The following is a 24,757-nucleotide window of genomic DNA, read 5'->3' on the forward strand; positions in this document are numbered from 1 at the left end:
TGCAGGATCAACCGCTCGTCCACAGTAGAAACGATCTACCAGACCAGGCCGCCCAACCGCCACCCGAGACACGCTCTTAACCGAGGCGACGACAGAGCCGCCAACTCGGCCCTGCACACCATCGCCCTAGTCCGCATGCGCCACGACCCCCGCACCCGCGCCTACGTCGACAAACGCAACGCACCAAACAAGGCCTCAACAAGAAAGAGATCATCCGCTGCCTCAAGCGCTACATCGTCCGCGAGGTCCACGCCGCCCTCCTCGCCGACTTCACCACCCTCAACACCCCTTGACTTCTATAGGAGCATCCGCTTACACCGGACCTCCTTCTCGGCCGTAACGGGCCGAACCTCGGACGCGACGCGACTGAGCCGCTCCCGATGGAGGCGGCTCAGTCGGTACACGCGGCGTTACGACGTCAAGCGATGTTGTCCCATGCCTGGTGGAGGTCGGTCTCTCCGGGGCGGAAGGGGTTAGCGAAGGGTCCCTCGGGGTCGGTGCCCATCCGGTTGAGGCACTCGGTGAAGATGAGATCTTGCCCGTTCACCCAGCGGGGAAGGGTCGGGCGCCAACTCTCGAGCTCGTACGTGGACCCCGTCGCCCAGATCCCGTCCTCGCGCGGCAGGATCAGCCAGGAGTTCAACTGATGGCACTCCAGCTGGTCCCAGATCGTGTCGGCAAGATCCCCGTACAGCCCCGACACACATCCTTGGATCGCATGCCACTGCTCGACCACGGCGTCGCGTGGGTTGAGCGACAACGCGGCGTGCTTGCGGGCTTCGGCCGTAGGGGTCAGGACAACTTGGAAGTGTCCGTCGCCCCATTGGACGAGTTCGATCTTCTCGACGAACTTGCCCTCACCGCAGGAAGAGTCGGCGCTCGCGGGCGAGGCCACGAAGGCCAGGCCGAGGCTCGCGAGGAGAGTGAGTATGGCAGTGATCGACGTGCGGATCGCTCGGTTCATGAATGGTCGTGGTCCCTTCTAAGTCAGTCCGATCGCTCGCCCACCCGAGGAGCAGGGTGATCCCACGATGCCCTGCTCACCGCGCCAGCGCACGGCTGACACTAAACGCCGTACGGATTCCCGACAGTCGCCGTACGTCCGCACCACGTGCCAGCCGAGTAGTGTCTCCGCCACTGTGGGTTGTCGTCTCTTGATGGGGAGCTATGGCGCCTGACGATGTCGATCACCGACACCCCGATCCACAACAAATTCAAACGCGCGACGAGTTTGTCGCAGCGCTGCGGCGACTGAAGAGCCAAACAGGGCACTCTGTCCGGGAACTCGCGACGCTGCTCGATCAAGCCGCCCAGGACGCCAAAGATCGCGAGGTGAGGCCCCGCCGTCCGCAGCCTCCGGCCGCCGGGACGCTCGGGGACTGGTTCGCGGGCCGGACGCTCCCGCAGCCAGCGAGCCGTATCCACTTCGAGCGGCTTCTGCAGGTTCTGGGCGTGACAGCGCAGGACGAAGTCAACGCGTGGTGGACGGCGTGGCGGCGGGTCCGAAAAGGACGTCCGGTCGGCGAGGTCGAGCCGTACCGCGGCCTACGCAGTTTCACCGCGGATGACGCCGAGTGGTTCTTCGGCCGCGAGGAGCTCAGTGTCGAACTCCTGCGCAAGGCCGAGAAGCTCTACATCGACGGTGGCGGCGTGCTGCTTGTCGTCGGTGCCTCGGGGTCTGGTAAATCGTCGCTGATCAACGCTGGCCTCGTGGCTGCCCTGCGCGCCGACGCACTGCCGGGCAGTGGGATGTGGCCGGTGCTGAACGTCGTCGCGGCCCAACACCCGCTGGCTGAACTGGCCCGACTGCTCGCTGCCGAGCTCGACGAGGAGGCTGTCAAGGTCACGAGAATCCTTCGGAAAGATCCGCAGCGCTGTGCCGATCTGGCCCAACAGATCGCCGCGAGCGGTAGCCGTGATGGTCGAGTTGTGCTGATTGTCGACCAGTTCGAGCAGATATTCGCCAGCTGCGGAGACGAGCCCGAAGTCGATCAGTTCGTGACGGCACTGCACGCGGCGGCCGCTGCCGGCGCGCTCGTCGTCCTCGGCTTGCGCGCCGATTTCTACGCCCGCGTACTGAACCACCCTCATCTCGCGCGCGTAGTCCGCGACCATCAGATCACCGTCGGTCCTATGACCGAAACCGAGCTGAGAGAGGTGCTGACGAAGCCGGCCCACAAAGCCGGCATGAAGGTTGAGCCAGCGCTGGTCGAGCGCCTGCTCGGAGACGCGGGCCTGCTGGGCCGTCGCGCCGGGCACGAGACGGGAACCCTGCCGCTGATGTCCCATGTACTGCACAAGACCTGGGAAAGGCGCCAACATGGCCAGCTGACCTTGGAAAATTACCTTGAACTCGGCGGCCTGGAGGGTGCCGTCGCAGAGACCGCGAATGTTGTGTACCGAGGGTTGACCCCGTCCCAGCAGACGCTTGCCCGACGCATGTTCCTCTGCCTTGTCCGGGTTGTTCCGGGGACGGCGGACACTCGGCGACGCCTGCCGGTCGCCGACCTGCTCGCTAAGCTCGGCGATGACGTCGAGGACGTCCTTGACCGCTTTCTCGAGCAGCGCCTCGTTGTCGTGGACGCCGATACTGTCGAGATCACCCACGACGCGCTGCTAACCGCATGGCCCCAAATGCGGCAATGGCTGGACGAGGGCCGTGACGGCCTCGTGGTAGCCCAACAGCTCGACAGCGCGGCGGAGGCTTGGCGGCGCGAGGGCCACGACCGATCGGCGCTGATTCGCGGTACTCGCCTGGCAGCGGCGAAGGCGTGGGCCGTCGAGAACCCGAGCGACGTGTCGCCCACGACGGCCGAGTTTGTCGACGCCAGCATGCAGGATGTCCGGCGTGGCGCTCGGCGCCTGTACTGGGCCGTGGTCGTGCTGGTCGTTTCCCTCGTAGGCGCAATTTCGGGTGCTGGAGTGGCCTATGAACAACGCAACAGAGCCCGTGCTGCGCAGAACGTTGCCGAGGTCGAGCGCAACACAGCCCAGTCCCGCATGGTTGCCACTCGCGCTGACCAGCTACGCGATCGGGACCCGGCGCTGGCACGTCAGCTATCCCTGGCCGCGTACCAGATCGCACCGACACTCGAGGCGCGGTCCAGCCTGCTCGACGCAACCGCGGTCCGGCCGGCGATCCGGATGAAGACGGGCGACCGCAGCGGGATCATGCCGGCGGCAAGGTACAGCCCGGATGGACGCACACTTGTAGCCTCGACAGACAGCATGCTTGAGCGATGGGACGTCAGCGACTACGGCCACCCTCGCCGCCTCGACCCCTTGCCGACCGGTGACGCCGGTCGTCTCTCAGCCCTGGCCTTTCGCCCAGACGGACAGCTGCTGGCGGCGGCAGCCGTCGACGGATCAGTGCGAACGTGGGACTTCAGCAATCCGGGCCTGCCCCGAGCTGCCGGAACCTCGACGGCCGCGTTTAGCGGCAAGACTCACGCCGTCGCCTTCAGCCCTGACGGCAAGTTGATCGCCGCAGCCGGAGCCGACGGCACCGCCCGCATCTGGAATGTCGCTGACGACGGGACGGTGACGCAGGTTGGCCGACCACTGCCGCTCGGTGGTGGTGCTGGCAAGTCTGTCGTCTTCCATCGCAGCAACCGCTTCCTGGCTACTGGAACGGAAACCGGAGCCGTCGGTATATGGAACATCGCAAATCCGGCTAAACCCGTGCTGACGGCGGTTCCCGCTCGGGGCCCGACCAAAGCCATCGGTCAACTCGCCTTCAACCCTGACGGCTCGATCCTCGCTGCGGGCAGCGCCGATTTCGCCACCTACCTGTGGGACACCACCGATCCACGCAAACCGAGACCGCTCGGTCCTCCGATTTCCGGCGCTACCAGCTGGATCAACGCCGTCACGTTCAGCCCCGATGGCCTCGATCTGGCGGTTGCCAGCTCCGACGCCGACGTCGGTGTGCGCATCATCGACGTCCGTAGCCGCGAGCTCGTGGCCAACCTTCCCCACCCGGCACCGGTCACCGCGGTCGAGTTCAGCCCGGACGGGCGTTCTGTGGCGACCAGCGCCAACGACGGCATTGCCCGCATCTGGCCGCTTCCCGGTCCGGTGCTCGCGATGCCCTACACCGTAAGCGCGGCCCGATTCAGCCCCGATAACCGGACCCTGGCTATCGGCAGCTCGGGCACACTGCTCCTCGACGTCAAAGACCCCACCCAGCCGAAACCGTGGGGCCCACCACTGGTCAGCCCGGACGAATTCTCCTCGACCGTGTCGTACACCCCTGATAGCCGAACACTTGCCGTCGCCCACGGCCGCTCCGGAACGGTCCAGTTGTGGAATGTCGCCAACCCCGCTCACGCCGCTGCCGTCGGTCCACCCCTGCGCGCCCACGCGATGCAGATCGAGGCCATGACTTTCAACCCGGACGGCCGTCTGCTCGCGACGGCCAGCCGCGATCAGACGGTCCGCGTCTGGGACATGCGCAATCCAGCCAACCCGCGGGCGCTCGTCACGCTCGGCGACTTCGGCGGCTATGTGTACGGGGTCGCATTCAGTCCGGACGGCCGGCTGCTGGCCGCCGCCAGCGCCGACAGAACAGTCCGATTGTTCAACGTCGCCGATCCCAACCGCATTACACCGCTCGGCGGCCCTGCCATTGCCTTGGGCCACTACGCGTACTTTGCTGCGTTCAGCCCTGACAGTCGGACGCTCGCCACGGGTGGCGGCGACAGCACCATCCGTCTGTTCGACCTCGCGGACCCGGCACACCCCAGACCTATCGGCAGACCACTGACGGGTCCCACCAACTACCTTTACAACGCTGTGTATACCCCGGATGGTGGCACCCTGGCAGTGGCTGCGACCGACGGTACCGTCTGGCTCTGGGACTTGCGGTTCCGCGATGCACCCAGTCTCTCCGCAAGGCTGACCGCGCCCATCGGTGCCGTATACACCTTGGACTACTCTGCCCAGAGCGACGTCTTGGCCGCTGGCGGTGCCAACAACACCATCTGGTTCTGGCATACCGACCCAGGCAACGCTGCCGCGCGCATCTGCGCCACGGTCGGCGACTCAATCACCATCGAGGAGTGGCATCAGCACGTGCCTGACTGGCCATACCGGCCGCCCTGCTGAGTCCGGATGAGGTGGGGCTTGACGCCCCACCTCATCCGCATCATCGGTCAGCAGTGGTCGACGCCGGGAATCCAGTTGGCGTAGCCGGTGTAGATGTAGTAGTCCGACGCGAGCCCCTCAGGGCGGCCCGGGCCACCCTCCCAGACGATGTAGTTCCACACCGGATCTCCGCCGATGTTCTGCCCGCTGCGCTGGCAGACGATCCGCACCGGCGTGTTGGCTGGCACAAACGCGACGAACGTGCAGTTCGTACTCGGCGACTGTGGCGGGTGATAGCAGTCGCGGATCGTCACGCCACTGCCGCCGGTCGTGGCGGCGTACCAGCTTGCCTGCGCAGGCGCGGCGGACACTGCGACCCCGACTCCAGCGGCCAACGCCGTCACACCGGCTACGGCCGCCGCGCGGCGGATGCGGGTTAAAGTCCCCATGGACCCTCCTCTGAAACGTCGTCACGGCGGGAGCCGGACGTCTGAAGTCCACCGGTGAACACAGGTGTCGGGGAAGGCCTCAGCCAACGCCGTACAGGCTCGTACACTGGCATTCAAGGCCGTACAACTCGGATCAGCGAACCCGGCATCGGCCTGTCGGCACGTGCTAGTCGCTCGGTGCGGTTGAATAGAGCGGACATCTTGCCGACGACCACATCGTCGGCGTGCAGGATCAGACTGACCGACGATCACAGGTGGGAGTGCGCGTCAGTTCGCGGCGAGTTCATCCTTCTACTACCAAGCCGGTTAGAAGCCGTCGAAGCCCTGCTCCTCAGACTCCGCATGTCGATCTCGACATCGGCGCCGCCTCGCCACCACCAGCGACCCCGTCGACCACGCCCGCCTGCACAACACCCGCGCCCGGCGCTAGTGCCTTGACCACGAACGTTCACGGTGTCGAGTGGACGGTAGCCTCGGCGCGGTGACGGAGGACGACTTCATGATCAGGCTGAGCCGGGACGAAGCGTTGGTGCTCTCAGACTGGCTTCACCGGATGATGGGCACTGCCGATTTCGACGAGTTGGTCGATCGCGACCAGGCAGTTTGGTCCCCGCTGTATCGCGTCTCCGGGACGCTGGAGACCTCGCTGGCGGAGGTGTTCAGGCCGGATTACCTCGTCCGGCTGCAGGAGGCGAGGAACCGGCTACTGGATGCGCTTGGCGGGGTGGGGTGGGCAACCGGCGATGCGTGACGCTCAGGCGGCACGTGTAGTCGGCTGCCGCCAGCCTCGTTGGCGTTCGCTGCGAATGCGGGCGCGTTCGCGTTGCGGCGGCCAGGACGTCGGGATTACGTGCGTTGACGTTTCGCCAGCGCAGGTAGGCCTGCAGTTTGCGGGTCAGGACGGTGTGGTTCGGGTGGTCGGAGCCGGCGATCACGAAGGTCCGCAGCGGGCCGAACTGGGCTTCTATCGGGTTGGCCCAGGACGCATACGTCGGGGTGAAGCACAGTTCGACCTTGTTCTGAGCCGCCCACGCCCGGATCTTGAGGCCCTTGTGCGCGGAGAGGTTGTCGAGGATGACGTAGATCGGCGCTCCGTCCGGACGCGCAGCCCGGATCGATTTGAGCGCGGCCAGGGTGATCGCAGCGCTCTTGCGACGCCTGACGATGCCCCAGAGTTGGTCGTCCCCGACGCTGTAGCAGCCGTGGAATTGCCGGACGCCGTGCAGCTTGTGGTAGTTCGCCGGCAGCCGCCGGATGCCCGGACGGCGCCCACCCGGCACCGGCCTGCGGGACGGATGACCAGTGGCCCGAACTCGTCGAAGGCGAACACCCGCTGCGGGAGATGCGCGGTGACGTACTCGATGCGGGCCAGCTTGGCATCCCGGTCGGGGTCGGTGGACTCCTTCCACGTCTTCGTCCGCTGAAAGGTGATCTTGTGCTGGTGCAGGATCTGCCGCAGACGTTCCCGCCCGATCCGAACTCGGCGAGTGGCATGGGCGGTGAGGTAGTCGGCGAGCTTGCGCACGCTCCACCGGGTGAACGGCCGCCCCAGTGCTTCGGGGCGGGCGTTGGCCGTCTCGACGATGAACGCCTCGTCATCGTCACTGATCAGGCGGGGACGGCCACCCGCCCACTGAGGGTCCAGGCTGGCCATGCCCATCTCGTTGAACCGGTGGATGACCTGCCGGACCGTGTCCTCGTCCGCCTGCACCAGCCGGGCGATCGCCGGCACCGTGTTCCCACCGGCCGAAGCGAGCACGACCATGGCTCGCCGTAATCGGATCGTCGAGCCGGTACCACGACGGGTGATCCTCAGCAGCTGCTGACCCTCCTGGTCACTGAGCCGCCGGACGCGCACGGGTTCTGCCACCGCCACAGCCTGAAGCCCGCGACGCCGCCCGTCAGCCAAGCCGGACGGCGTGTCATCCAAACACCGCGAACCTTCGTGGTCAGAGCACTAGCCAATGCCGGTCTGCGTGACCAAGCCGCGGTTGTCGTGGCCAGTCAGTTCACCGCCGCCGGCCGGTACACCGCTGAGGAGTTCGGCATTCGGTTCAGCGCCGAACTCGCCCGGGTCCGCCGCCGCATCGGCGCCGACGACCCTGGGCGCATGCTGACGCTGCTGAGCGTCGACCAGGCTGGTCGTACTGTCGTGCGCCCACCCTGGGCGGTTTACCCGATCGAAGCCGAGGTCGCGGCCAGCCTCATCGCCGACGGCATGTTCTTCGCCGTCTGCATGAACCCGAACAAGATCATCGAATCGCTGACCAAGGCCTCGGCGCTGTCCGGCGATACTGAGGTGTGCCGAGAGCGCCGGACACCAACGTGCGGATCCCCCAGGCCGCCCGCGACGCCCTGGTCCGAGTCGCCGGGCGATGGCGGCAGTCCCTGGACGAAACGATGCGGCGTCTGCTCAACGAACACCTTGCGGCACAGGACTCCGTTGACGACGAACGGGAGCGACTTACCCACATCTCGACCGTGATGCGGTACCCGCTGCCGCGGCCCGGACGCAACCAACCTCGGCAGGGTGTTCAAGTTCGGCTGCGCCTTGACGAAGGCGTCGCCGACCAGGCTCGGGCGGTCTCATTGCGCCTGCCGGGCCAGTACCTGCACGGTCACCGGGACTACCAAGCACGTCTGCTGACAGACGCGGTGATGACCGCCATCGCCCGGCACGAACCGATCACGGACGAGGTCCTCGACGGGGTGATGCCGCTGCTGCGGCACGGCACAGCCCTCGGCTTGTGGCGGCTGACGACGGCGGCAATCAGTACCCGCTCGGAGCTGGACGTGTATAAGCGTGCCGACCTCAACTACAGCCGGCGCATGGCGCGAAACGTCCCAGGCCCGGCACAGCGGATCGAACACGTGGCGGCAGTGCTTCGGGAGGAGGACGTTGCCTGGCATGCCGCATACCGAAGCCAGGCCGTGCAGTTCCTTGCGAGGAAGCTGCTCCCGCCCGGCGCTGAGGCGATGGAAGACATCCTGTTCGGGCAGGACACGCGCGCGTGGCACGACCTGTTGCTCGACATGACCTACCGCAGCGAGTTCGACGACCCGATGTCGGGGTTCCGATCGCCGGGGCATGACTTCGAAGGCCGCGGCGGTTCGGCGGTCTGGCGAGCGGAACGCCGTCTGGAGCATCACGAAACGATGCTGTGGCTGCGACGATCACACAAGCTCGGCGCGTCCAGGACAAGGGTGGTCTATCCGCCAGGGTGGTCATTATGTACTCCCGACCGGTGGCGGCCGGCCGAATTCTCACCGAGGCGGCCGTTGCCGCCGAACTGGAGTTCGCACCTGGACGCCGGTCGAATCCTCGACATCGGTCCGGCCGGTCGACCTCTGCTGTGGCCAACGATCGAAGGGCCCGGTGGGGAGATCATCCCCGTGCCGCGCTTCGAGATCGCGACTACCGTGGCGCGCGGTGTGCGTCTCAACGAGCTGATCGAGATGGTCCTGGTCGAGGTGACCGACCCGGCCTTGCCCGATGACGCGGAAGCCGGGTGGAACTCGGTGCCTGACACGGATCTCTTCCCAACGGACAACATCGCCGACTTCGAGCCGGACGATGCCGCCGACTTCGACTTCGACTTCGACGATGACTCCGAATTCGACCAGTACATCGACGAGTGGGAAACCCGGCCGCTCACCATGACCGCTCACCGGGCGTTCAACCTCGGACTGATCGACGAAGCCGAACGGGATGCCGCCGTCGACCAGGCCCGGATCGCCACGCAGGAACAGATGCAGCATGTGATCGCGTCGCTGGTCGACGAGGACGATCAACTCTGCTCAGACCTCCGGGCGGCGATGGACGAGCCGTACCGTTTCGCCGTGCTAGCTCGTCGCGGGAAGCGGCACTTGTCGATCACGACCTCGAACTGGACGTGGCCGGTCACCTCACTCGCTGCGGCGATCACTGACGACGCGGTCCCCGTGAGGGCGGTGGAGTACCTGGCGCAGTTGATGCGGTTGCGGTGCAAACGGCGGCTGGAGAGGTCGATGGAGCAGGCGGCGCGTGCCGCGTTCGATCACTTCGGTTACGACGCGAACTCGATCTTGTGACACTGACCGTTAGAAAGCCTCTGTTCCGAACTTCGATTCTGGGTTTCGACCTAACCGGAACAGCCGGATCTTTCGTGGGACCGGCGCAAGGAATCGAGGAAGTGTGGCAGTGATCGATGAAACCGACGACGCGGCCCTCGCTGCCGGCGGTAGGGGGCGGGCGCCGTGGCGCCGAGCTCGTAGGGCGATGACCGTCATAGCGCAAGTCGCCTTGGGGCAGCTCATGGCCTGGCTGCTGCGTCGCTGGCTCGGGTAACCAATCGACCCCAGGTTCCGGCGCAGGAGTACCGCCTGCGCCGGCCGGGCCGAACGCGCGGATGATCGTAGCGCTGGCCGGTACCCGTGCACCGAGGTCGGCCCGTTCCCCGACCCCCGAGTGACGGTTGAGGCGTTGCAACCGGGGGTGTGCGGGTATGGCGCCCCGGTCCTACAGGGCGTTACCCAGCTGGTCGATAGCGGTCCGGGCCCATTCCTGAACCTCGGAACTGGTGGCGGCCGTTAGGCCGGCGGCGATCGGCGCGAGCGCCCCCTTGAGCACCTTGACGGCCCGTCGGATCTTGCCGGTGTTGGGCTGCGCGGTGGTCACCTCGGTGACGATCTCCGTAGCGGCCTCTTCGGCGTCGTTGCGGTCTGCGTCGGTGAGCTCCACCTTAGCGAGGCCCTGCATGACGAGGGCGACGGCCTGCGCGAGGGGTTCGAAGCCGGGCGCCACCGGATCACCCTGAGTCTGCTGCTGGTTGATCTCACCGCTGTTGTTCCATGCCAGCTGCGCGCCGTTCGCGTCGCCATGGAAGACCGGACCGTTGTAGATCGTGGTGCTGGCTGGCACCGGGCCGGCACCAAGAGCGGCCCGGGGATCGGACTCGATCGGCACCCGGATCGGGTGCTTGTCGAACTCCTTCTGGATGTCGCGCATCATCCGCGCGATCTCTCGCTTATTGATCGTCACTTTGGTTGAGATCCCCTCGCTGTGATCGTTGTCGTCGGAATAAGGGTACGGGTCCGCCAGTGCCCGGACTTTTTCCTCCGCTGCCCAACGGATCTTGGCCAGGACCTCGGTCACCCGCTCGAAGCCGATGTCCCAGTAGAGGGTGACAAAGGTGAGCCCATCGGCGCGCTCGGGCATGAGACGTATCAGCTCGGAAAGGTCGGGCAGGCCGGGCCGCAGCACCGGGTCGGGGCTGGCGACGTACAGGGGACGTGACCGTGCCCGCTCCAGGGTAGCGATGCCCTGACGTAGGGCGAGTCCGTCCGCAAGCCGGTAAATCTCTCTGCGATAGCTGGCGGGCATGTCTGCAAGCAGGACCTGCTGCCGGACCTCGCGGCCGCTTGGCATCGCCGCCCCGATGATCGGCGCGGTGATCTTCCGGTAGTCCGGGACCGGGCCGACAGCGGGATAACCATCGATTTCCTGGCGGGCCCAGGCGGCGGTGGCCGGATTGCCGTACTCATCGGCCAGCACGATGAGAGCGTTCAGGGCCTGCACGAGTGAAACGGCTGGGTCACGAACCAGAGTCTGAACGTGAGCGCGGTGCGACATCCTCATCGAGGAGACACCTTCTCATAGGTCCGTTCTTCTGCAGGATCGGGTGGTATGTCAGGCGTGACGACTGGGCGCGTAGCTGATGGCGTCATCGGTTGCGTGGGTGTGGCCGCCGCCGGCCCAGTATCCGATGACGAGCCAAAGCTCGTAGTGGAGCAGCCACTCGGCGGTCCAGGGCAGGATGGTGGCGGCCAGCAGCATGTGGTGGTTCCACTCGCCGGGGAAGTACAGGCACAGTTCGTCCCCGGGGTAGACGTGCGGAAGGGCCTTCGCGTCGGGGTGCAACTCGAGCGGCGGGTCGGTGACAGTGACCTTGGGACGGAGGCCGTGCCGGTAGGTGAGGTGCACCGTGTAGGTCTGACTGGCTGGCGACGGCTGGAGCCGGACGGTGCAGGTCAGCTCGCCGTTGCGGACGGTGCAGTCGGCACCGGGCAGCACGGCGGTGATTGCGATGAGCTGCCGCGTGAGGTTAACCGCGCGGGTCGGGATTCTGGCCATGGAAGGTGTGCCTCTGGACGCGAGGTCCTGCTGCGGTCGTGGTTAGCAGGCCGCCGACGCCCATGCGCAGCGCGCCGGTCTTGGTGTCGGTGAACCGGCGCTGACCCATCCGTTGGAAGGAGCGGTGCACCGCGTCGGGGGTGAAGCTTTCCGACATCCGTGCCGCGACGGCCGGCAGCCCCTTGTGCTGAAGCTGAACGAGTTCGTCGAGGGTCGCGGACAGGTCGGCGTGCCACTGGAGGAAGGCTTTACGCCGCTCGGGGTACTCGTTCCACTTGTCGGCGAAGTTCTCCTCCTCATGGGCGGGGTTGGGCACCCACCACCGGCCGTGACGGTTCTCGACGTAGGAGCTCATCCGGTTCAGAACGTTGCGGGTGGCGGTGAACAGGTCGTGTTCGCCGGTATAGGCGCGGGCCGCCAGGGTGGTGACAAGGATCGACGGGGGCCGCTGATCCGGGTCGTCGGCGAAGTACAGCATGGCGTGCCACTTGAGGACCTGCACCAGCCGCTGCAGGGTGCTGCGGATCTGCCACTCGGGCACGTCGGCGACGTGCGCATGCCGCTTCGCCTCTACCAGGTGGCGGTCGAGCTGCGAGCGGAGCTGGAACCATGTGGCGTAGCCGATGGGGTTGGAGTGCTGCCACAGGCGCAGTTGCTTGTCGGTGAGCAGGATGCCGGTTGGGGGCAGATCGGGGTCGGGGATGGTGGGCAGCACGTCGAGGTGGAAGCCGTCCTCGGGGTAGCTCAGAGTCCAGCAGCGGCGGGTCGCCTCGCAGCTGGCGGGGCCGTCGCCGTGTCCCTGGCGCTGCTTGAACTGCACGAAGTCGTGCAGCATGCGCCCGACCCGCTCCTTGAGCTCGGCCTGGGTGACGGACTCCTTGGCGATCGGCAGCCAGCACACTAGATCAATGTCGTATTCTCCGGTCGGGGTGTTCGGACGCACGACGGTGCCGAGCCGGAACGATCCCTGCGGGTAGATGCGCCAGTCCGGGGTGCTGCCGTGCTCGGCCAGCCAGGTGCCAACCTCTTCGTATTTGTCCACGGCGAGCTGGTACAGGTCTGGGGAGATGTCGAGGGTCTCGACGGCGCCGTCGAGCAGCATCGACAGCATTTCTTCCATGGTGTCCACGGGTCAGTCCTTCCGGGCCGGGTAGAACGGGACGTACGCTGGCGCGAAATGGTCGGCGAAGCAGCGGGTGAAGGCTGGCGAGGCGACGCGGCTCTCATGCCCGGCCAGTCCGATCAGGGAGTCGGCGTCGACCTTGTCCAAGGCCAGCGCGCCGGTCGGCACGGTGGGGTTGAGCCGCAGGACGTTCCCGTTGCCCAAGAAGTGGCGGACCTGCTTGGTGGCGCTTTCGCTCTGCGCACGCATGAGGACCTCGACCACGTCTCGTGCCCAGGGCAGCAGGCCGCCGCGGTCGAGGCGGCGGCTGCGGTGGGGTCGGTCGGTCGTTGTGCCGAGGCTGAACACCCGGATCTGCTCGAGTGGCACGCCGAGCGGTCCGACCGCCTCGGTCAGCGCGACCATCGCCGGGTTGTTCGCCCAGACACCGCCGTCGACAAGCCGGGCACCGCCCAGTGCCATGCCGGGCAGGTAGGTCGGGGCGGCGGCGGTGGCCATGGCGACGTTAACCGCGCGTTCGCGCCAGTCCCGCTTCAGCGTCGCCAGGTGCGGGGTCCGGAACAGGTAGACGTCGTCGGCACCGATGTTGTACGAGGTGATCAGCAGCCGCTTGGTGCTCTCCCCGAAGGTCCGTTCGCCGAGGACCTCGGTGAGCGCGGCTCGCAGCGGTTCGGCGGCGTACTTGGCGCGCAGCAGCTGCCGCGCGCCGCGTAGGCGGCTGCGGTCGCGGAAGATCCGGGGGCCGTGGTCGGTGTAGAACTGCAGGATCTGCCGCGGGGTGAGGCCGAGGCCGAGGCCCACCGCGATGATCCCGCCGGTCGACGTACCAGCGATCAGGTCGAAGTGGTCGGTGACGCGTAGGTCGAGGTCTTCCTCGAGCCGCGCCAGGACGGCTGCGGAAAACATCCCCCGCAGCCCACCACCGTCCAGCGACAGAATCTGGAACCGTCCACCGGTCACCTCCGTACCCACTTCCATCACCGCATGCCCTCGCCGTTCGTCGAGCCGGTTGTCAACCTTGCACTCACGATACTTGATCGCCCCGCGTTTCATGCACCAGATCGGTGTACGAAACAGATCTCTGGAGGTGGTGTGTGCATGAAACGCTAGAGTCCACGGTGATGGACATCTGGTTCGGCGACGACGAGACCGCCGAGTTGTGCAGCCGAGCCGCGAGGCTGACGGCACGCTGGGGCGCAGCGGGCGGAAGAGCGGTCGGCCGCAAGCTCGTACAGATCGAGGCAGCCGCGACCGTGGAGGCGCTGCGGGCACTTCCGGGTGGCCTGCGACGCGACGCCACGGACGACACCTGGATGATCAACGTCGACGGCGTAGCGATCATCAAGTTCAAGCTCGACGACCGAACGGGCGACGGCGCGGGCACAGTCCGCGTGCTTGCCGTTAGCGATCAACCAGCAGGAGGGACGCGCCGATGACGAGCACCGGTAACACTCGGCGGTTCCGTCCCGACTACGCGGTTCCGCCGGGCGAGACGTTGGTCGAGGTGCTCACCGACCGCGGCATGAGCCAGGCCGAACTCGCCCGACGAACGGGGTTGTCCACCAAGCACATCAATCAGATCGTGCTCGGCACAGCGACATTGAGCGCCGAGACCGCCGTGAAGTTCGAACTCGTCACCGGCGTGCCCGCGCAGGTGTGGACTGCACTGGAAGCCGCATACCAAGTGGCCCAGACTCGACTGGAGGAATCCGCCCGCCTGCAGACCCAGGTCAGCTGGCTACACCAGATCCCGGTTACGGAGCTCATCCGTAGAGGCTTCGTCCGCAACAACACATCGGCGGTCGAGCGACTGCGCGAGGTCCTCGCATTCTTTAAGGTCGCCTCACCAGATGCCTGGCACCAGGTCTGGGCGGCACCGACCGCCTACCGGCAATCCCAAGCCTTCGACATCGACTACGGCGCGCTCGCCGCGTGGTTACGCATCGGTGAAATCCGTGCCGACCGAGCCGAACTGCCACCGTTCAACCGCACCAAATTCCGCGACGCCCTGCCCCGAATCCGCACCCTCACCACCATTGACGAACCCGAAACCTGGTTGCCGCAGCTTGAGACCCTCTGCGCCGAGGCCGGCGTCGCCCTCGTCATCGAGCGCGAAATCGTCGGCGCTCGCATCAACGGCGCCGTTCGTTGGCTACCCACCGAACGCCCGCTCATCCAGCTCAGCGTCCGGCACCGCTGGGCCGACATCTTCTGGTTCACCTTCTTCCACGAGGCCGCACACGTCCTACTACACGACCGCAAAAGATTCACAATCGTCGACGGAGCCGAGCGTCCCGATACCGACAACACCATGGAAAGAGAAGCCGACGACTTCGCCAGTCGGATCCTGCTACCTCGTACCTTCGACAGCCGTCTAGCAAGTATTCGCTCCCAGGCGCAAACTGTCGCTCTGGCGCAGGAAGCTGGCATCCATCCTGGCATCGTCGTAGGCCGGCTCCAGCACGACAAGATCATCCCCTACAGCCACTTCAACCGGCTCCGCATTCGCTTCGCGTTCACGGACGGCTAACACAGATGCTCATGCGTCCTTCCGCTGGGCTGCACCCCCCACCAAACCAGCGCACATAGCCATGCTGACCGCACTGCTGGCCCCAGACCTCGCCGCACCATGAAACTGATGTAGCGCGGGGAGATTGGAAGGCCCAGCAACCCGGGACCAGGCTGCCCTCAGCTACGCCCACCCGCTGCGACAGGCAGACGGTGGTGGTCTCTCACCTCTACTCGAACAACAGCGCCTCACGGCCACCGCCCTAACTGAACGGCGTTGGTACTAGTCGCCGTGATCCGGGCGCTGGATCGGCTGCCGACACCCTGATCAACCACCGCTACTGGGGAACAGCGCGGAAAAACTGTCGAAGCCGAAGTAGCCCACTGAGAAACCGATGACGAAGCCACCCCAGAAGTCCTCAACCGAGACGATGGGTTGAACGGAGGATTTACGCGCGAAAGCAACAACAACACCGATAGTGGCCATGATTGCAATTGCGACTCCCTGGAGAACTGCCACGGGATCGCTGCCGATGTAGGTGATTCCTGAAGCGCTCAGCCCTTTCAGTATACCTCCCACTGCGGCGCCAAGCGCAGAGCCCCACGCGATTGATCCAAGGGCTGCTTGGATAGTCAGCTGGTACGGGACGGTCCCCGTATGATCCACCCCGTCAACCGAGTAGTTCACTTGAATCTGGAACGTGTGACTCAAGGGTCGGAATAGCAACTTCGATCTCGTGCGCAGCACAAATTGTCGAACAACCGAATCACCCGGTTGTAGGCATATCGGAACCACACCGCGTTGGTAGTCGAGCGCCCGACGCATCATGGCGTCGAGATCGTCACTCGTTACGCCCGGAGGAATGATGAAGCTCACTGCGGAGAAGGAAGCGGTGCCGCCTTTTCCGATATTGAGATCTCGGCTCACCGATATCTCATTCTTGAATAATTCGCCAGCTTCGGGAGCAAATTCCGTTCCGACTGCTATCGCGACCCCGCGATGGGCCTTCCTCAGTTCGCGGCGGGCTTTCAACCGAGTCCAAGGATTTCTGCTGGATGACTGTACCGTCTTGTTGGCCTGCGAGAGGCTCAGGCGGTACTGGTTCACGTCGAGAAGTTCGATAGGTATGTGCGTTTGGACGTTGTGCACGGTAATTGGAACATCGAAAGGATTTTGCACCAGCACGAAGATGGAAAAATCGGATCCGGCAGTGGTTTGTGGGCTCGTCGCAGCAACTGTGAGACCCGGGAATCCCCGCACTGGCCCCGGCGGATTTTTCGGCTCACGATCCGGCTGGGACGGGGCAGGCCGCGCAGGGGGTGTCTCCGGAGTGCTCGACTGCGCGCTCATGGAAGGCACATCATGCGGAACATCCGCACCTCCGGCCATCGACTGTCCGACGAGTGTCACAACCTTGCCGGCGAAGACCTCGTCCATAACCATGACATCGAGTAGGGCAACTCGAAGGCGACCCTCGTCTTCCTCGTCGAGTTGTTCTTGCTCCAGTTCTGCCACAATGGGTGCGGCATTGGGGTCTCGTCGAAGACGGTCATGTATCAGGATCCGCAGCGCGTCGTAGATGGGGCCGCCGCCTGGCACCGTGTGTACAAGGGTGCGAGCCGCCATTTCAGCCGCGACAGCAACGATGTCCATCACGGCGAAGGCTCCTGGCATGGGCGACAATAGGAAGCTGGGGTGTCCACGAAGGAGCAGGTTAGCCCTCGCAGCGCCTCGCCGGGCTAACACGACTACGTCGGATCTTGGACACGGCAGGAGTCTTGGCGAGAGGCACGACGTCTCGGGCCTCTCGCCGCACCGCCATTTGTCGTTCGTCCGGCAGAAGCGCCGTCGAGCGGACGCCGCCCGTTCACTCTGCTCCGCTCGCCGATCCCACGACCGGGGGGCAACCCGCAGGTGTCACCAACGCGGGCAGCATGCCAGCGACGAACGGTGGTGACCGGACGACGATAGGACAGCTCCCAGGCCCGATCAGGACACGGCATGCCCGATGGTGATCGACCCAATTCGTTCCTTAAGAGCGTGTCTCGGGTGGCGGTTGGGTGGCCTGGTCTGGTAGGTAGTTTCTACTGTGGACGAGCGGTTGATCCTGCAATGGGTGCCTGACGAGTTGTGGAGCCTGGCCGGTCCGTTGATCCCACCACCGCCTCGACGTCCGCAGGGTGGGGGCACGCCGCCGATCGACGCGAGGGCGGTGTTCGCCGCGATCGTGTACGTGTTGACCACTGGCTGCGCGTGGCGGCACCTGCCACCCGGGTTCGGAGTGTCCAAGGCCACCGCGCACCGCCGGTTCGTCGCCTGGACCCGAGCCGGGCTGTGGCGCAGGTTGCATGTCGCGGCACTGGATCAGCTCGGCGCGAAGGGGTTGATCGACTGGTCCCGGGCCACCGCTGACGCGGCGTCGGTGCGGGCGAAAAAGGGGGCGACCTGACCGGCCCGAGCCCGGTCGACCGGGGCAAGACCGGCAGCAAGATCCACGCCCTGTCCGACCGTAACGGGCTGCCGCTGTCCGTGGGGGTGTCCGCCGCGAACACCCACGACAGCCGCTGCCTGGAGTCCCTCGTGCAGGCCATCCCCGCCATCCGCTCCCGACGCGGACCACGACGGCGCCGGCCGGACAAGCTGCACGCCGACAAGGGATACGACTACCCCCACCTACGCCGCATGCTCCGCACCCGCGGCATCCGACCCCGCATCGCCCGCCGCGGCATCGAATCGCCGAACCGGCTCGGCCGACACAGGTGGGTGATCGAGCGGACCTTCGCCTGGTTCACCGGCTACCGCCGGCTGACCATCCGCTACGAACGCTCAGCCAGCCTCTACTGCGCATTCGTCACCCTCGCCGCCGCCCTCACCTGCCACAAGCGCTACCTCAAACTCACCACCTGAGACACGCTCTGAGGAAGGCACTCCCCAGGGTGGGGTTGTCAGCCCATTGCTGCTGAATATCGCGCTGCACGGGTTAGAGCAAGCCGCAGGTGTCCGATATCGTCAAGTCCGCTCAAACGCGGAAGTGCTGATGGGGCACCCACTGGTGGTCAGATACGCCGATGACTTCGTCGTCTTATGCCACTCGCGTGACGAGGCTGAAGAAGTCAAGGCGCGGCTCGCCGAATGGCTGACGCCGAGAGGGCTGGCTTTCAACGAGGACAAAACGGCTATCGCCCGCCTCGAAGACGGCTTCGATTTTCTCGGATTCAACGTCCGCCGCTATCGCGACAAGCTGCTGATCAAACCCAGCGACGCGGCCGTGAGACGCATCCGGCACAGGCTGCGCACCGAGACGAGGGCTCTGCGAGGAGCCAACGTCGCGGCCATCGTCGGCGCGATTAACCCGATCGTGCGCGGCTGGGCGGCCTACTACCGGACGGCGGTGTCCAGCCAGGTCTTCAGCCGGCTGGACCACTACCTGTGGCAGTTGACCTACAGGTGGGCGTTACGCCGCCACCCGAACAAGCCGAAACGCTGGATCGTGTCCCGGTACTTCGGCCAGTTCAACCCGTCCCGCAGAACGCGGTGGGTGTTCGGCGACCGCGACAGCGGCGCATACCTACTCAAGTTCCGCTGGACGAAGATCGTCCGGCATCAGATGGTCATCGGCTCGGCGTCCGTTGACGACCCGGCCCTGACCGACTACTGGAACGCCCGGCGTCGCCGCAGCCGATCGTCGCTCCCAGTCAACCGCCTCACCCTGGGCCTACTTCAAGCCCAGCACGGGCGGTGCGGCTACTGCGACGACCTGCTGCTACACGCCGACACGCAGCCACAGAGTCCGCAACAGTGGGAACAGTGGCTGCGCGGAACCCGCAAAGCGATGAGCCGCAAGGCCATCGTCTCAGGGGACGGCGGCCCGGATGATCAACCGCGTCTCGTTCACGCTCACTGCCGGCGGCGCACGTCCGCCAGCAGGAGACCAGCACCGCAAGAGACCCGCGAGCCTGTGGGGCTTGCTTGAGCCGGGTGCGGTGAAAGTCGCACGCCCGGTTCTGAGGGGGCCCCGTCACGGCGACGCGACGGGGCTACCCGACTGTCGGTGAAGGAGCACCGGGGGCGGGCGTGGTTCCGGGAAAGTTCGACGCCCGCCTCCGGGCTACCGGCTGGCGGGGTCGTTCAGGCGGTGGAGTCGGCGAGGGTGAACGTGGCGGGTTTCTCGGCGGCCAGGATCGCCCGGCCGGTCGCGACGAGTTTCACGGCGGCGTTGTGGACGGCGCCCGCGCTGGCCTTCTTCGCGTCCGTTTCCTCGTTGGCCCGGTCGATCAGCTTGCACAGTTCGCTGACCTTGTACTGCTGGCCGGGGTTGGCCTCGAGGATGTCGAGGATCGCGCCGCGTAGGGTGCCCGACGCCCGCCGGGTAAAGGGCTGTGCCGCCTCGCCCGCCGCCTCCGTGTCCGGCGGGGCGGGTGCTTCCTCAGCGGGTTCGCCTGTAGTGCTGTCGGTGGCTGTGCCAGCAGGGACACTGTCCGGTGTGGCTGGTCGGGTGTCCGCTTCGTCTGCTGCGGGCGGCGTTCCGGTGGCCGGGTCGGTGTCGCCGGTCGTGACCCGCACCTCGGGTTCGGCAGTCGACCGGTCGCTGTCGTCGCCGTGCTCGGTTTCGGTGTCCTCGGCTTCAGCGGCCTCGTCGAGTGCTGCCTCGACATGACCAGGAGCCGGCGATACCGACTCCTCGGCGGCGTCCGGCTGCCCGTGGGCGGGAACCTCGGCGGCTGGCGGCTGGTCGTGGTCCTGTCCGGCAGCTTCTCCGGTTTCCTGCATGTCGTCGCCACGCCGCCCGTGTCCTGCGGCGGTGCCGGATGTGTCGGTGTCGCGGGTGGCGGGCTTGGGTGCGGGCTGGCCGTAATCGCCCTGTTCGGCGTGCTGGCGGCCGGTGTCGGTCAGCCGCCACAGGCTGCGTCCGGTGTCGTTTCGGGTGGGCTCGGCCAGTCCCGCAGTCTCTAGGGTGCGCAGTTTCGGGGTGGTGGTCGAGTAGCCGAGGCCGGCTTCGGTGGCGATGGTGGCAGCGGTGGCCTCGCCGAGGCGGTGCAGCGCGGCGAGGACCTTCGCGACGCTGGGTGCCAGTGGCGCTGTCGCGGCCGTATCGGTGGTCGTGTTGGTGGGGGTGCTGGTCATGGGCGCGTCGCCCCCTTTCTCCTGCCGTCGGCAGGGGTTGGTGAGTGAGGCGTAGGCACTGATGCACGCTCCGGTTCGGGTTTTGATCAAGTCGTCTGCCCGGAGTGCGGGACTGTGGCGACGCACGGGCGTGCGGCCCGGTGATCACTCGCCGGGCGGCCTGTTAGTGACCGGGGTCAGTGCGCGGCGTGGTAGGCGTCGCGCACGGCGGCGGGGATGACGCCCCCGGTTCGTGGCCGGGGCAGGTTCAGCTCCTGCCAGTTCGTGGTCCACCACCAGGTGCGGATCTCCTGGCTCTGGGTGCGGCCGGTCGCGGTGCCGTGCTGGCGCCGTGGTGCCCGGGGCTGTTTCGGCAGGCGGCGTCCGGCGGTGATGAACGGGCCGAACGCCGCGGCCATCCGGTCGAAGTTGCTGGCGGACAGGTCGATCTCGTAGGTGACGCCGTTGAAGGCGAACTGGTAGGTGGCGACGTCGTCGGTGGAGCCGTCGAGGTCGTCGACGAGGATCGCGGTGGTCTTGGTGGCCATAAGGCCACCTCCTTCCTTTGGGGGGTGCGGTTTACGGGGTGGGTTGGTGGGTGCCGAGGCCGAGCCGGTGGCCGATGACGGGCCCGCGGTGCAGGGCGGCGACGGCGGCGGGCAGGTGTCGGCGTTGCCAGCCGTGCAGGGCGGCGGGCAGGTCGGCGGCGTACTTGCGGTGCTGGGTGAGGGCGGCGGCGAGGCCGGCGGCTTGTTCGATGCCGTTGTTGGCGCCTCGGGCGGTGTGCGGGCGGACCGGGGCGAGGGCGTCGCCGAGCAGGACGGCATGCCCGGCGCCGACCGGCCACACCATGCGGTTTGGTGGGGTGATGTCGAGGACCGGTACCGCCATTCGGGTGCTGGTGGCCCGCACGAGCGCGGCGTGTTCGGCCGGGAGGAGCAGGTCGGCGTGGGTGTCGACGTGGGCGCGGGCGGCGGGGCTGACGTGCCGGGGCAGGGCGAAGACCCGCCGGGTGGGGTCGGCGCCGAACCGCCGCGTGTACTCGCCGCTGGTGCAGTCGAGGTAGAAGGTCCAGTCGCAGCCGCCGGGTACCGGGGCGAGGTTGAACTGCACTCCGGGGCAGGGCTGCAGCCGCAGGAAGTCCCGCAGCCCGGCAGGTGGGGTGATGTCGGCGATGCCGCGGTGGGCGACGTAGCCGGCGTACCGCAGGGTCCGCTCGGAATCGAGGAGCCGGCGGCCGGTGGAGGAGCGGCCGTCGGCGAACACGACCAGGTCGGCGGCTGCGGTGTGGCCGTCGCGGAACCGCAGCACCGGCTGGCCGGCGCGCTCGGTCAGGGCGGTGACCTTCATGCCGGTCTGGAGGACGCGAGCGGGTAGGCGACGGGTCAGCGCCTGGTGCAGCAGCGTCCAGGTGGTGTTGCGGCCCGGGTAGGTGCGTCGGATGGTCTCGGCGGGGCGGCGGTCGCGGATGCTCATCTCGACGATGGCCTCGGAGTCGTGGGTGACGAACTCGCGCTGGTCGATGCCGAGACGGTCGAGCACGTCGAGGGCGGGATGTTCCAGGCCGATGAGGCCGCCGCCCAGGGGCGCGGACGCCGGCGCGGCCTCGAAGACGGTGACGTCGTCGAATCCGGCCTGAAGCAACAGCAGCGCGGTGACCGGGCCGGTGATACTGCCACCGACGACGGCGATGGTGGGCTGCCGGCCGGAGGCCGGCTTGGTGCCGGAAGTCATGAGTGGGGTTCCCTTCTGGAGGGTGGGAACCCGGGCACGGCCGTGCCCGGGTTATGCGCGACTGCGCGGTGGCCGGGCATCGGCCAGGTGGTGCCAGTGAGAAGGCGGGTCAGCGGCGGTGGGCCGCGGACGCGCTGGTCAGCCGCCGTGGTGCGGCGGGCAGATAGAGGCTCGGAAGACGCGGCGCCGGGCTGCGTCCGCTGGTGTGCGGACGTGCACGACCGGACGGGCAGCGCGGGGGTCGTGGCGGATTACCGGCCCCGGGCATGGTGAACGGCGGCGGCACGGGAAGGATCCGCCGCGCACGCTGCAACACCTCGTCGGCGACCGGGATCAGCGGCGCCGCGTCCGGTGATGTGGTCGGGCTCGTGCGGTGCCAGCCGCCGCCGGGGCTGCTGGCGATGATCGTCCAGGTGAACAGCGGGGTGAGGACCTCGGTGAGCGCCGTGCTCTGCGTGGCGTAGCTGTCGCGGTACCTCCCGTACCCGCAGGACGTGCCCGTCGGTGTGGTTGGGTCAGCTCGTAGGTGCCGTGGCCGCCTGGTGGAACACCTCGTCGACGATCACCGTGACCGGTCCTTCCGCTCGGTGGCGCGGGTGGTCGGCTCGGTGGCGACGAGGGTCCAGGGCCACTGGTAGGCGCCGATGGCGTAGCAGCGGTTGGCGTCCGGGACGACTCGGTCGTCTTCGACCCAGCGGCTGCCCAGGCCGTCGTCGTCTTCCCACTCGACGGCGACCTCGTCGCCGTCGAACCGCAGCCGGGGATGCTCGCCCGGCATGTCACCGGGATAGAGGGCGTCGAGGTGGGCGGCCATGCGCTGCACCGCGAACCGGGGGAAGCGGCACAACAGTCCGTTGCGGGTGAGGGTGGTGTAGCCGGTGGCGACCATGGCGCGGTAGGTGCCGCCGCCGAGCACGTCGCAGGTCACGGTCGCCGGGGTCCACGTGGATAGCGGCGGGCTGATGTCGCCGCGGCTGCGGGAAATACGGTAGCGGCCTCCTGCGGCCTCGCTCGCCGGGTCCGGGTGCAGCCCGAACCAGTGCATCCCGTGGCGGCGGGCGTAGCGGAGCAGGTCGAGCAGGTCCCGCCGGCCATCGACGTGTTCGGTGTACAGGGGCAGGAATCCGTGTCCGTCGTCGGCGGGAACCGGGTTGCCGGTGGCGCCGGTGGCGGTGTGGGTCCAGGTCTCGGCGAGGACGCGGTGGTCGGCGCCGTCGGCGTCGTACCAGCGGGGGACACCGTTGGAGGACAGCCAGTCGCCGTCGGTGTCGTGGGACCAGATGAGTGCGGCCTGCTCCGGCAGGCCGGCCCGGTACTGCTGCCGAGTCGGGCGGTGCGCGCGGGTGGCGGCGGCGTGTTCGGCGAGGGGCAGGACGTCGTCGATGCGGAACCACAGTCGGTGGGACATGGCGGGACACCTCCGCTGGATGCGGGAAGAGGGAAAGGTCTGCCGTCGTGCTGGCCGGGCTTGTGCGTCGCCCCAACCCGGGGCACCAGGCCGCGCCGGCAGGCGGCATGCGGTCACCACGGCCGTTCAAGTCCTGGCGCACGGCTCTGGCCGGAGCTGGGTACGACGGCGGTGCTGAGGGGCGGCGAACCTGCGGTGGCGATCTGGCAGCGCTAGCTGGGCAGGGTCTACGTCCGGCACCGTGGGCCGGAACCTGCTTCGGTTGCTCAGGGTCGTGCGACGCCCGGCGTCGGCGCGGGTGGTGGTCGGGCCGGTCGGGTCCGCCGTCCGATTCCCTCCGGAAGAGGGGACGGGTGGCGGCGCCCGACCGGCTCCGGTCCCGGTGGTGCTACAGGGCGACGGCGATCAGCCGCTGGTCGGCCTCGACGGTGTCGAGGTACCGGTTGGCCTGCTCGAGGTAGGTCACCCGGTGGGTCAGGGCGTCGCTCGCTGGCGCCAGCTTGTGCCCGTCCGGGGTGAGCAGGGCGTCGCCGCAGACTGCCGTGCTGGCGCTGTAGTGCTGGTAGGCCATCGGGCCTGCCTGGAACATCTCCAGCTCCCCCACGCTGAGGTAGCCGCCGCCGTGGCTGGCCGCGTTGTGCATCCGCATCGCGTTGACGCGGGGTTGGTGGTGGAAGTCCGCCACGGCCCGCTCACGCGGGTACCGGGCGGGATCCGCCAGGTGGCGGGCCAGCAGCGTCGGCCACGGGGTCGCCGGGCGGGTGCCGTGCACGACCCGCTGCCACAGTTGGTGGCGGATGCCCGCGCCGACGCCGGCGGCGTGACGCATGGCAGCGAGGTCGAGCAGCTTGACCGGTCCGCCGGCGCAGTACACCGGGCGTCCCTTGCGGGGCGCGACCAGGTGGCCGCGCTGCCACAGCCACATGCTCGGGCTGGCCCAGAACCGCGGCTGCAGGGCGCCGGACACACCGAAGTGCCGGTCGAGCTGGGTGGCGGTAAGCGCCTGCGACGGCAGACCGTCGGGCAGGCAGACGATCATGGTGTTGATCGTCGCGGTCGGTGTGACCACCGGCCTGGCGGCCGTGGTACCGGTGATGGCGGTGGGTGACGGAGCGCTCGTGCGGCCCCTGCGGGGCGACACCGTCGGCACGCGGCTGCCGTAGCGGCTCAGGGGAGTCGCGGCACCGTTGGGTACGGTCATCGTCGGGATCCTCCTTCGGGTAGGGCGTGATGT

At 67.3% G+C, this 24,757-nt stretch carries 21 protein-coding genes and 3 pseudogenes; 11 read left to right on the top strand and 13 right to left on the bottom strand.

Annotated elements, in window-relative coordinates; all coding sequences use genetic code 11:
• Positions 1-66: 66 nt before the first annotated feature.
• Positions 67-293 (top strand): annotated as a pseudogene (locus FF096_RS26905) (IS110 family transposase); the annotation flags it as partial.
• Between the two features lie 125 nt (positions 294-418).
• Here the strand turns inward: FF096_RS26905 and FF096_RS24585 are convergent.
• Positions 419-964 carry a hypothetical protein gene (locus FF096_RS24585; RefSeq protein WP_155221940.1) on the bottom strand — a complete coding sequence of 182 codons (546 nt, stop codon included), beginning with the start codon at positions 962-964 and terminating at the stop codon, positions 419-421.
• A gap of 203 nt (positions 965-1,167) precedes the next feature.
• On the opposite strand from FF096_RS24585, the gene FF096_RS24590 reads away from it, so the two are divergent.
• On the top strand, positions 1,168-5,106 hold the full coding sequence (locus FF096_RS24590; protein WP_155221941.1) for an AAA family ATPase: 3,939 nt from the start codon (positions 1,168-1,170) through the stop codon (positions 5,104-5,106).
• A 47-nt stretch (positions 5,107-5,153) separates the two neighbouring features.
• On the opposite strand, the gene FF096_RS24595 is transcribed toward FF096_RS24590, so the two are convergent.
• The gene (locus FF096_RS24595) at positions 5,154-5,534 is read right to left on the bottom strand and encodes a hypothetical protein (protein WP_155221942.1); all 381 of its coding nucleotides are present in this window, start codon (positions 5,532-5,534) and stop codon (positions 5,154-5,156) included.
• A gap of 481 nt (positions 5,535-6,015) precedes the next feature.
• Between FF096_RS24595 and FF096_RS24600 the strand changes: the two genes are divergently transcribed.
• A complete protein-coding gene (locus FF096_RS24600) occupies positions 6,016-6,285 on the top strand; it encodes a hypothetical protein (protein WP_155221943.1) in 270 nt (89 codons plus the stop codon).
• 3 nt (positions 6,286-6,288) lie between these two features.
• Here FF096_RS24600 and FF096_RS24605 read toward each other — a convergent pair.
• Positions 6,289-7,404: pseudogene (locus FF096_RS24605) on the bottom strand (IS630 family transposase).
• Between the two features lie 126 nt (positions 7,405-7,530).
• On the opposite strand from FF096_RS24605, the gene FF096_RS24610 reads away from it, so the two are divergent.
• Both FF096_RS24610 and FF096_RS24615 read left to right on the top strand, forming a co-directional pair.
• On the top strand, positions 7,531-8,019 hold the full coding sequence (locus tag FF096_RS24610; protein WP_155221944.1) for a hypothetical protein: 489 nt from the start codon (positions 7,531-7,533) through the stop codon (positions 8,017-8,019).
• Positions 7,935-9,605: a hypothetical protein gene (locus FF096_RS24615; RefSeq protein ID WP_155221945.1), complete on the top strand. Its 1,671-nt coding sequence runs from the start codon at positions 7,935-7,937 to the stop codon at positions 9,603-9,605. Before FF096_RS24610 ends, FF096_RS24615 begins: the two co-directional genes overlap by 85 nt.
• 427 nt (positions 9,606-10,032) lie before the next feature.
• On the opposite strand, the gene FF096_RS26430 is transcribed toward FF096_RS24615, so the two are convergent.
• Genes FF096_RS26430 through FF096_RS24635 form a run of 4 tightly spaced genes read right to left on the bottom strand, consistent with a single transcriptional unit; the run spans position 10,033 to position 13,747 of the window.
• Complete coding sequence (locus tag FF096_RS26430) at positions 10,033-11,151, bottom strand: hypothetical protein (RefSeq protein WP_196222635.1); 1,119 nt, start codon at positions 11,149-11,151, stop codon at positions 10,033-10,035.
• Between the two features lie 51 nt (positions 11,152-11,202).
• Positions 11,203-11,646, bottom strand: a complete 444-nt coding sequence (locus FF096_RS24625; protein WP_155221946.1) for a hypothetical protein — start codon at positions 11,644-11,646, stop codon at positions 11,203-11,205.
• Complete coding sequence (locus FF096_RS24630; RefSeq protein ID WP_375335388.1) at positions 11,618-12,766, bottom strand: cyclic GMP-AMP synthase DncV-like nucleotidyltransferase; 1,149 nt, start codon at positions 12,764-12,766, stop codon at positions 11,618-11,620. Before FF096_RS24630 ends, FF096_RS24625 begins: the two co-directional genes overlap by 29 nt.
• Before the next feature lie 12 nt (positions 12,767-12,778).
• The gene (locus FF096_RS24635; protein WP_155221947.1) at positions 12,779-13,747 is read right to left on the bottom strand and encodes a CBASS cGAMP-activated phospholipase; all 969 of its coding nucleotides are present in this window, start codon (positions 13,745-13,747) and stop codon (positions 12,779-12,781) included.
• Between the two features lie 143 nt (positions 13,748-13,890).
• On the opposite strand from FF096_RS24635, the gene FF096_RS24640 reads away from it, so the two are divergent.
• Positions 13,891-14,205 carry a hypothetical protein gene (locus FF096_RS24640; protein ID WP_155221948.1) on the top strand — a complete coding sequence of 105 codons (315 nt, stop codon included), beginning with the start codon at positions 13,891-13,893 and terminating at the stop codon, positions 14,203-14,205.
• Positions 14,202-15,299, top strand: a complete 1,098-nt coding sequence (locus FF096_RS24645; protein ID WP_155221949.1) for a HigA family addiction module antitoxin — start codon at positions 14,202-14,204, stop codon at positions 15,297-15,299. The genes FF096_RS24640 and FF096_RS24645 overlap by 4 nt, the downstream gene beginning before the upstream one ends.
• Positions 15,300-15,605: 306 nt before the next feature.
• Here the strand turns inward: FF096_RS24645 and FF096_RS24650 are convergent, their stop codons facing one another.
• On the bottom strand, positions 15,606-16,934 hold the full coding sequence (locus FF096_RS24650; protein ID WP_155221950.1) for a hypothetical protein: 1,329 nt from the start codon (positions 16,932-16,934) through the stop codon (positions 15,606-15,608).
• Between the two features lie 445 nt (positions 16,935-17,379).
• Between FF096_RS24650 and FF096_RS24655 the strand changes: the two genes are divergently transcribed.
• The 3 genes and pseudogenes from FF096_RS24655 (at position 17,380) to FF096_RS24660 (ending at position 19,251) form a co-directional block, all read left to right on the top strand.
• Positions 17,380-18,185, top strand: a protein-coding gene (locus tag FF096_RS24655; RefSeq protein ID WP_230462934.1) for an IS5 family transposase whose coding sequence is annotated in 2 segments (ribosomal slippage) — positions 17,380-17,715 and positions 17,718-18,185 — 804 coding nt in all. Because the reading frame shifts where the segments join, the coding sequence is not laid out codon by codon here.
• Between the two features lie 13 nt (positions 18,186-18,198).
• Positions 18,199-18,489, top strand: a pseudogene (locus FF096_RS27600) (reverse transcriptase domain-containing protein); the annotation flags it as partial.
• Between the two features lie 57 nt (positions 18,490-18,546).
• Positions 18,547-19,251, top strand: a complete 705-nt coding sequence (locus FF096_RS24660; RefSeq protein WP_375335389.1) for a group II intron maturase-specific domain-containing protein — start codon at positions 18,547-18,549, stop codon at positions 19,249-19,251.
• 155 nt (positions 19,252-19,406) lie between these two features.
• Here FF096_RS24660 and FF096_RS24665 read toward each other — a convergent pair whose 3' ends face one another.
• The 3 genes from FF096_RS24665 to FF096_RS24675 form a co-directional block, all read right to left on the bottom strand.
• Entirely contained in the window at positions 19,407-20,402 is a 996-nt protein-coding gene (locus FF096_RS24665; RefSeq protein WP_155221951.1) for a MarR family winged helix-turn-helix transcriptional regulator, read from the bottom strand.
• 176 nt (positions 20,403-20,578) lie between these two features.
• Complete coding sequence (locus FF096_RS24670) at positions 20,579-20,929, bottom strand: Lsr2 family protein (protein WP_155221952.1); 351 nt, start codon at positions 20,927-20,929, stop codon at positions 20,579-20,581.
• Between the two features lie 31 nt (positions 20,930-20,960).
• Positions 20,961-22,115 carry an FAD-dependent monooxygenase gene (locus FF096_RS24675; protein WP_155221953.1) on the bottom strand — a complete coding sequence of 385 codons (1,155 nt, stop codon included), beginning with the start codon at positions 22,113-22,115 and terminating at the stop codon, positions 20,961-20,963.
• Between the two features lie 266 nt (positions 22,116-22,381).
• Here FF096_RS24675 and FF096_RS24680 point away from each other — a divergent pair, with 266 nt between their 5' ends.
• On the top strand, positions 22,382-22,579 hold the full coding sequence (locus FF096_RS24680) for a hypothetical protein (RefSeq protein WP_155221954.1): 198 nt from the start codon (positions 22,382-22,384) through the stop codon (positions 22,577-22,579).
• 98 nt (positions 22,580-22,677) lie between these two features.
• Here the strand turns inward: FF096_RS24680 and FF096_RS24685 are convergent, their stop codons facing one another.
• Both FF096_RS24685 and FF096_RS24690 read right to left on the bottom strand, forming a co-directional pair.
• The gene (locus FF096_RS24685; RefSeq protein WP_155221955.1) at positions 22,678-23,523 is read right to left on the bottom strand and encodes a hypothetical protein; all 846 of its coding nucleotides are present in this window, start codon (positions 23,521-23,523) and stop codon (positions 22,678-22,680) included.
• 388 nt (positions 23,524-23,911) lie between these two features.
• Complete coding sequence (locus tag FF096_RS24690; protein WP_155221956.1) at positions 23,912-24,724, bottom strand: hypothetical protein; 813 nt, start codon at positions 24,722-24,724, stop codon at positions 23,912-23,914.
• Between the last annotated feature and the right edge of the window lie 33 nt (positions 24,725-24,757).

Origin of the sequence: Micromonospora sp. CP22, from assembly GCF_009712475.1 — a bacterium.
In the GTDB taxonomy this organism is placed as follows: Bacteria; Actinomycetota; Actinomycetes; order Mycobacteriales; family Micromonosporaceae; genus Micromonospora.

Bases quoted from the DNA above. Each gene is read 5' to 3' on its own strand.
- FF096_RS24635 (WP_155221947.1), bottom strand. From the start codon at position 13,747: ATGGAAGTGGGTACGGAGGTGACCGGTGGACGGTTCCAGATTCTGTCG.
- FF096_RS24585 (WP_155221940.1), bottom strand. From the start codon at position 964: ATGAACCGAGCGATCCGCACGTCGATCACTGCCATACTCACTCTCCTC.
- FF096_RS24630 (WP_375335388.1), bottom strand. From the start codon at position 12,766: ATGGAAGAAATGCTGTCGATGCTGCTCGACGGCGCCGTCGAGACCCTC.
- FF096_RS26430 (WP_196222635.1), bottom strand. From the start codon at position 11,151: ATGAGGATGTCGCACCGCGCTCACGTTCAGACTCTGGTTCGTGACCCA.
- FF096_RS24675 (WP_155221953.1), bottom strand. From the start codon at position 22,115: ATGACTTCCGGCACCAAGCCGGCCTCCGGCCGGCAGCCCACCATCGCC.
- FF096_RS24670 (WP_155221952.1), bottom strand. From the start codon at position 20,929: ATGGCCACCAAGACCACCGCGATCCTCGTCGACGACCTCGACGGCTCC.
- FF096_RS24640 (WP_155221948.1), top strand. From the start codon at position 13,891: ATGGACATCTGGTTCGGCGACGACGAGACCGCCGAGTTGTGCAGCCGA.
- FF096_RS24665 (WP_155221951.1), bottom strand. From the start codon at position 20,402: ATGACCAGCACCCCCACCAACACGACCACCGATACGGCCGCGACAGCG.
- FF096_RS24680 (WP_155221954.1), top strand. From the start codon at position 22,382: ATGGTGAACGGCGGCGGCACGGGAAGGATCCGCCGCGCACGCTGCAAC.
- FF096_RS24690 (WP_155221956.1), bottom strand. From the start codon at position 24,724: ATGACCGTACCCAACGGTGCCGCGACTCCCCTGAGCCGCTACGGCAGC.
- FF096_RS24615 (WP_155221945.1), top strand. From the start codon at position 7,935: ATGCGGCGTCTGCTCAACGAACACCTTGCGGCACAGGACTCCGTTGAC.
- FF096_RS24685 (WP_155221955.1), bottom strand. From the start codon at position 23,523: ATGTCCCACCGACTGTGGTTCCGCATCGACGACGTCCTGCCCCTCGCC.
- FF096_RS24595 (WP_155221942.1), bottom strand. From the start codon at position 5,534: ATGGGGACTTTAACCCGCATCCGCCGCGCGGCGGCCGTAGCCGGTGTG.
- FF096_RS24625 (WP_155221946.1), bottom strand. From the start codon at position 11,646: ATGGCCAGAATCCCGACCCGCGCGGTTAACCTCACGCGGCAGCTCATC.
- FF096_RS24590 (WP_155221941.1), top strand. From the start codon at position 1,168: ATGGCGCCTGACGATGTCGATCACCGACACCCCGATCCACAACAAATT.
- FF096_RS24645 (WP_155221949.1), top strand. From the start codon at position 14,202: ATGACGAGCACCGGTAACACTCGGCGGTTCCGTCCCGACTACGCGGTT.